We start from the raw sequence: 6,000 nt of genomic DNA, 5'->3' as shown, positions 1-6,000 counted from the left end.
GTGCACACCACGAAAGAGCGGAACGACCAGGTCGGAATAAGACCAGTCGTCCTCAGCGTCCTCGCTGTGTTGTCGCCTGCCCGCCACAAGGGCCGACAGGACTTTTCAAAGGAACCTCCAACCCACCATCACTGGCAGGCCGGGGTTGTCAATCTGGCGTTGACTTTTGGCACGCTGTTGAGTTCTCAAGGTACGGACGCTTCCTTCGTTCCCGTTTCCGGGCCCTCCGGGCGCTTCCTTCGTTTCCGACTCTATCAGACTCTTTCGTGTCCGATTTCCTCGGTGCTTTCCGGCCTTTCGGCCTTCCGGCGGTTCCGACTCTATCAGATCCTTTCGGGCCTGATTTCCGGTCTCCCGGGTCAAGTCGGTTTGTCTTCCCGGCTGTTGGGCCGTTCCGACGTCTCAAACCCTAGCGGATTGCCCGGTCGGCTCCTAATCGGGCCCGGCCGTTCCATCCGATCCGTCCAACCCCTTCGAAAAGAATTCGGCATGCCGAAATTCATCCCGATCGGGAGGTCGTACGGAGTTGGGTTGCCGCAGATCTGCGGCGGACGGCTGTCGCAGAACCGTTCCGGCTCCGTGACAACTCGAAGAACCTTACGCGCGGGGGAAGGCGGTGTCAACCCCCTCAAGTCCGGCCTCAGTCCAGGTCGGTGAGGCGTCCGCCCGCGTCCGGCTGGGCGTGCTCCACCCGGCGCAGCAGGCGGATCAACATCTCGCCCAGCGCCCCGCGCTCGTCGGGGGTGAGGTCCTGGAGCAGGTCCTCCTCGAAGTCGGTGGCCATCTGCATGGCCTCCAGCCACTTCGTGCGCCCCTCGTCGGTCAGCTCGACGATGACCCGCACCCGGTTGCTCTCGTCGCGGTCGCGCGTGACCAGGCCCTCGCCCGCCATGCGGTCGATGCGGTGGGTCATCGCGGCGGGGGTAAGGCCGAGGCGCTTGGCCAGCTCGCCCGGGCCCAGCCGGTACGGCTTGCCCGCGAGGACGAGGGTCTTCAGGACCTCCCACTCGGCGTTGCTGATGCCCAGTGCGGCGACCTGGCGTCCGTACGCCACGTTCATGCGCCGGTTCAGCCGCCCCAGGGCGGAGACGACCTTCTCGACCTGGGGGTCGAGGTCGCGGAACTCGCGCTGGTACGCCGCGATCTGCTCGTCGAGGGTCGGCTCCTCGGGGCCGGCTGGGCCGGTGGGCCCGCCGCGCTCGGTGGTCTCAGCCATGCCGCGAGTATCGCACGGGACGCGTTGGCATCTAAGTCCTTGAGTGTGTATTGTTGAGGTTCTAACTTTAGTGTTGAAGTCTTCGCACCTGAGACCTTCAGGTTCGAGTACTTGCACTTCGAGATCTCAAGGTGGTGAGTGTGACCAAGGTGATGGGCGCGGCGATGCGCCGGATCCAGGCGGGGAACGCGCTGAGCGCGTTCGGACTCGGGTTCACCGTTCCGTATCTGTACCTCTACGTGGCGACGGTGCGAGGGCTCGGCTCCTTCTGGGCCGGGATCGTTCTCGGTGTCTTCGCCCTGGCCGCGCTCGTGGCGCTGCTCTTCACCGGCCGGGTCATCGACCGGCGCGGCCCCCTGCCCGTCCTGGTCGGCGCCGCCGTGACGGCCGCCGTGGGCGCGCTGTGCCTGGGGCTCGCGGACAGCCTTCCCGCCGTCCTCGGCTCCGCCGCGCTGCTCGGCGCGGGCACCGCGGTCATGCAGCCGGCGCTCGCCACCATGATCGTGTGGTCCTCGGGGCCCACCTCCCGTACCCGTGCCTTCGCCATGCAGTTCTTCCTGCAGAACCTCGGGCTCGGCATCGGCGGGCTCTTCGGCGGCCAGATCGTCGACGAGAGCCGTCCGGCGTCCTTCACCCTGCTCTTCGCCATCGAGGCCGGGATGTTCCTGGTCCTCGCCGCGATCGCACTCTCCGTGAAGCTGCCGCGCAACGCGGCCATCGCGGACGCCCGTCCCAAGGGCGCCCAGCGCGGCGGCGGGCTGAAGGCCGTGCTCGCCGACCGCGCCATGCTCCAGCTCTGCGTCCTGGGGTTCGTGCTGTTCTTCGCCTGCTACGGGCAGTTCGAGTCGGGGCTCGCGGCGTACGGCACCGAGGCCGCCGGGATCGATCCGTCGGCCCTGGGCTTCGCGCTCGCCGCCAACACCGCCGTCATCGTGGTCGCCCAGTTCCTGGTGCTGCGCTTCGTCGAGCGCCGCCGCCGCAGCCGCGTCATCGCGTCCGTGGGGCTCATCTGGACCGTGGCCTGGCTCTTCGCCGGGTACGCGGGGCTCGGCCACGGCAGCCAGACCATGGCGACCGCCGCCTTCGTCTCCACGTACGGGCTCTTCGGGCTCGGTGAGGCGATGCTGTCGCCGACCGTGGCGCCGCTGGTCGCCGATCTGGCGCCGGAGGCGATGGTCGGTCAGTACAACTCGGCGTTCGCGCTGGTCAAGCAGATGGCGCTGGCGCTCGGTCCGTTCGTGGGCGGGCCCATGGGTGCCACGCTGCACGGCCCGTACATCGTGACGTTCATCCTGTTCTCGCTCGGGATCAGCGTCCTCGCGCTGCGGCTCGGCCGGAGGCTGGCGCCCGCGCAGGACCAGCCGGCGCTCGCTGCCCCCTCTCGGGTGGTCGCGGTGCACAGGAGCGAGCAGGTCGGCGCGGCGGCCTGAACCGCCCCCGCCGGCCTCAGTCCGGCAGGGCGAACTCGCACCACACCGCTTTGCCGCCGCCCGGTGTGCGGCGCGAGCCCCAGGACGAGGCGATCGTCGCGATGATCGAGATGCCTCGTCCCGACTCGTCCCCGGGCTCGGCGCGGCGGCGGCGCGGCAGATGGTCGTCGCCGTCCGTCACCTCGATGATCAGGCGGCGGTCGGTGCGGCGCAGCCGCAGTCGCATCGGCGGGGTGCCGTGCTGGAGCGAGTTCGCCACCAGCTCGCTCGCCGCCAGGACGCCCAGGTCGCGCAGCTCGACCGGGAAGCGCCAGGAGGCCAGGACCCCGGACGCGAAGGCACGCGCGCGTGGCGCGGCTTCGATGCCGCCGAGCAGTTCGAGCGCCGCGTTGTGGAACAGCTCGGCGTCCGGGCCGGTGCGCGCCGGGTGCTGGAGGACCAGTACCGCCACGTCGTCGTCGTGCTCGGCGGTCACTCCGAGCGAGCGGATCAGCCGGTCGCAGACGACCTGCGGGGTGCCGACCGCGCCGGACAGCGCGCGCTCCAGGGCGGCGACGCCCTCGTCGATGTCCTCCCCCCTGCGCTCGACCAGACCGTCCGTATAGAGCACGGCGGTCGCGCCGGGCGGCAGGGCGATGGTGCCCGAGGTGTGCACCCAGCCGCCGGTGCCCAGCGGGGGGCCGGTCGGGTCCGCCGCGCGGTGCACGCTGCCGTCCGCGTGACGTACGAGGAGGGGCAGATGGCCCGCCGACGCGTACTCCAGGCGGCCCTCGTTGGGGTCGTGGACCGCGTAGACGCAGGTGGCGATCTGGCTGGCGTCGATCTCGGCGGCCAGGCCGTCGAGCAGTTGGAGCACCTCGTGCGGGGGCAGGTCCAGGCGCGCGTACGCCCGCACCGCCGTGCGCAGCTGGCCCATCACGGCCGCCGCGCGCACCCCGCGCCCCATCACGTCCCCGATCACCAGCGCGGTGCGCCCGGCGCCCAGGGTGATCACGTCGTACCAGTCGCCGCCGACCGCCGCGTCCGTGCCGCCCGGCTGGTACGTACAGGCGACGCGCAGGTCGTCGGGCTGCTCCAGCTCCTGCGGGAGCAGGGAGCGCTGGAGCGTCACGGCCGTCTCGCGGTGGCGGCGCTCGCTGGCGCGCAGCCGTTCGGCGGCCTCGGCGTGGTCGGTGACGTCGGCGGCGAAGACGAGCACCCCGCCCCCTCCGTCCCCGTGCGCGGGGATGTCGACCGGGGTGCAGGTGACCGTGTACGACCCGCCGCCCCGGGTCTTGCGGGACTTGACCGTACGCGGCTTGCCGCTGCGCAGGACCTGGTCCATCAGGGGCAGCAGACCCAGCTCGTCCAGCTCGGGCAGCGCCCTTGCGGCGGGCGCGCCGAGGGGGCGGGGGCCGAAGGTGGCGGCGTACGCGTCGTTGACGAACGCCACGCGGTGCTCCGGGCCGTAGACCAGGGCGGCGAGGGCCGGGAGCTGGGCGAGGAGCCGGCGCACGGACAGCTCTTCCAGGACGGGGGCGGCCCGGTCCGCCTCGTCCCCGTCCAGCCAGGTGTCGGTCCCCGGCCCGGACTCACCGCGCGCGGCGGGCACGCTGCCCCGGTCGGTCCGTGCGGCGGCGCGGCGCTGCGTACCGGGGAGCCGGGCGCTCCAACGCGTGAAGTTCACGGATCTCTTGGCCTCGTGTGTCGCTGGCTGCTGGGTCACTCTGTGCAGGTGTGGGCCCACCTATGGTCACACGTCCAGTGTGACGGACGGCACTGACAACCGTCAGTTCTCCTTGCCGCCGGGCTCGTCGGGCTTCGGTGCGGGGCCTGGTCCGGGGGCCGGTCCGGGGCCGGGGCTGGACGGCCCGCCGCCCGCCGCGAGTTCGAACTCCGCGCGCGGGTGCTCCAGCGAGCCGAGCGAGACGATCTCCCGTTTGAACAGGCCCGCGAGCGTCCACTCGGCGAGCACGCGCGCCTTGCGGTTGAAGGTCGGCACCCGGCTCAGATGGTAGGCGCGGTGCATGAACCAGGCCGGGTAGCCCTTGAGCTTCCGGCCGTAGACATGGGCGACGCCCTTGTGCAGGCCGAGCGAGGCGACCGAGCCCACGTACTTGTGCGCGTACTCGCTCAGGGGGCGTCCTTCCAGGGTCGCGGCGACGTTCTCGGCGAGGGTCCTGGCCTGGCGCACCGCGTGCTGCGCGTTGGGCGCGCACTCCTTGTCCTTCTCCTCGGCGGTGACGTCCGGCACGGCGGCGGCGTCCCCGGCCGCCCAGGCGTGCTCGGCGCCCTCCACCTGGAGCTCGGCGGTGCACTTGAGGCGACCGCGCTCGTTGAGCGGCAGATCGGTGGCGGCGAGCAGCGGCGCGGGCTTGACGCCGGCGGTCCACACGACCGTACGGGTGGGGAAGCGGGAGCCGTCGCTGAGGACGGCGACCCGGTTCTCGCAGGAGTCGAGGCGGGTCTCCAGCCGTACGTCGATGTTGCGGCCCCGCAGCTCCCGGATGGCGTACCGGCCCATCTCCTCGCCGACCTCGGGCAGGATGCGGTCGCTGGCCTCCACGAGGATCCACTTCAGGTCCTCGGGCTTGATGTTGTGGTAGTACCGCGCGGTGTAGCGGGCCATGTCCTCCAGCTCGGCGAGCGCCTCCACGCCCGCGTAGCCGCCGCCCACGAACACGAAGGTGAGGGCGGCGTCGCGGACGGCCGGGTCGCGGGTGGAGGAGGCGATGTCCATCTGCTCGATGACGTGGTTGCGCAGGCCGATCGCCTCTTCGACGGTCTTGAAGCCGATGGCGTAGTCGGCCAGGCCCGGGACCGGGAGGGTGCGGGAGATGGAGCCGGGCGCCAGGACCAGCTCGTCGTAGCCGATCTCGACCGGCCCGCTGCCCTCCTCCTCGGTGGCGAGGGTGGTGACGGTGGCGGTGCGCGCGGCGTGGTCGATGCTTCTGGCCTCGCCGATGACGATGTGGCAGCGGTCCAGGACGCGGCGCAGCGGCACCACGACATGGCGGGGCGAGATGGACCCGGCGGCGGCCTCCGGCAGGAACGGCTGGTACGTCATGTACGGGTCCGGGGCGACCACGGTGATACTCACCCGGCCGTCGCTCAGTCGCCCCTTGAGCTCGCGCTGGAGACGCAGCGCCGTGTACATCCCGACGTAGCCGCCGCCGACGACGAGAACGCGCGTGCCGGGCGGTGGTTCGGGGCTCGACCCCCGATTGATCGCAGCCTTCACCATCCCATGAGGCAACGGACGCCGGTGTTTGTCCACAGGCCCGGCAAATTGTGTGACTGACGGATGTGGCCGGAACTGGTCGGCCAGATATTCGTGGTCCAGGGCGAATACGCAGGTCAGGGCGGGGAGATGGG

General features: G+C 71.2%; 4 protein-coding genes. 1 reads left to right on the top strand and 3 read right to left on the bottom strand.

Annotation, left to right across the window (positions count from 1 at the left end):
• Positions 1-640 precede the first annotated feature (640 nt).
• Entirely contained in the window at positions 641-1,216 is a 576-nt protein-coding gene (locus tag ACZ5ID_RS07115) for a MarR family winged helix-turn-helix transcriptional regulator (protein ID WP_371653871.1), read from the bottom strand.
• Between the two features lie 152 nt (positions 1,217-1,368).
• Between ACZ5ID_RS07115 and ACZ5ID_RS07110 the strand changes: the two genes are divergently transcribed.
• Positions 1,369-2,646: an MFS transporter gene (locus tag ACZ5ID_RS07110; RefSeq protein WP_468894240.1), complete on the top strand. Its 1,278-nt coding sequence runs from the start codon at positions 1,369-1,371 to the stop codon at positions 2,644-2,646.
• Positions 2,647-2,662: 16 nt separating this feature from the next.
• Here ACZ5ID_RS07110 and ACZ5ID_RS07105 read toward each other — a convergent pair whose 3' ends face one another.
• Both ACZ5ID_RS07105 and ACZ5ID_RS07100 read right to left on the bottom strand, forming a co-directional pair.
• Positions 2,663-4,312, bottom strand: coding sequence for an ATP-binding SpoIIE family protein phosphatase (locus ACZ5ID_RS07105; RefSeq protein ID WP_468894162.1), 1,650 nt, complete (start codon positions 4,310-4,312; stop codon positions 2,663-2,665).
• 102 nt (positions 4,313-4,414) lie between these two features.
• Positions 4,415-5,869, bottom strand: a complete 1,455-nt coding sequence (locus ACZ5ID_RS07100; protein WP_468894160.1) for an NAD(P)/FAD-dependent oxidoreductase — start codon at positions 5,867-5,869, stop codon at positions 4,415-4,417.
• Between the last annotated feature and the right edge of the window lie 131 nt (positions 5,870-6,000).

The sequence above is a fragment of the Streptomyces sp. NPDC031670 genome (assembly GCF_055580545.1).
The sequence above is the reverse complement of the archived record's forward strand: the minus strand, read 5'-3'. Positions and strand labels throughout refer to the sequence as shown.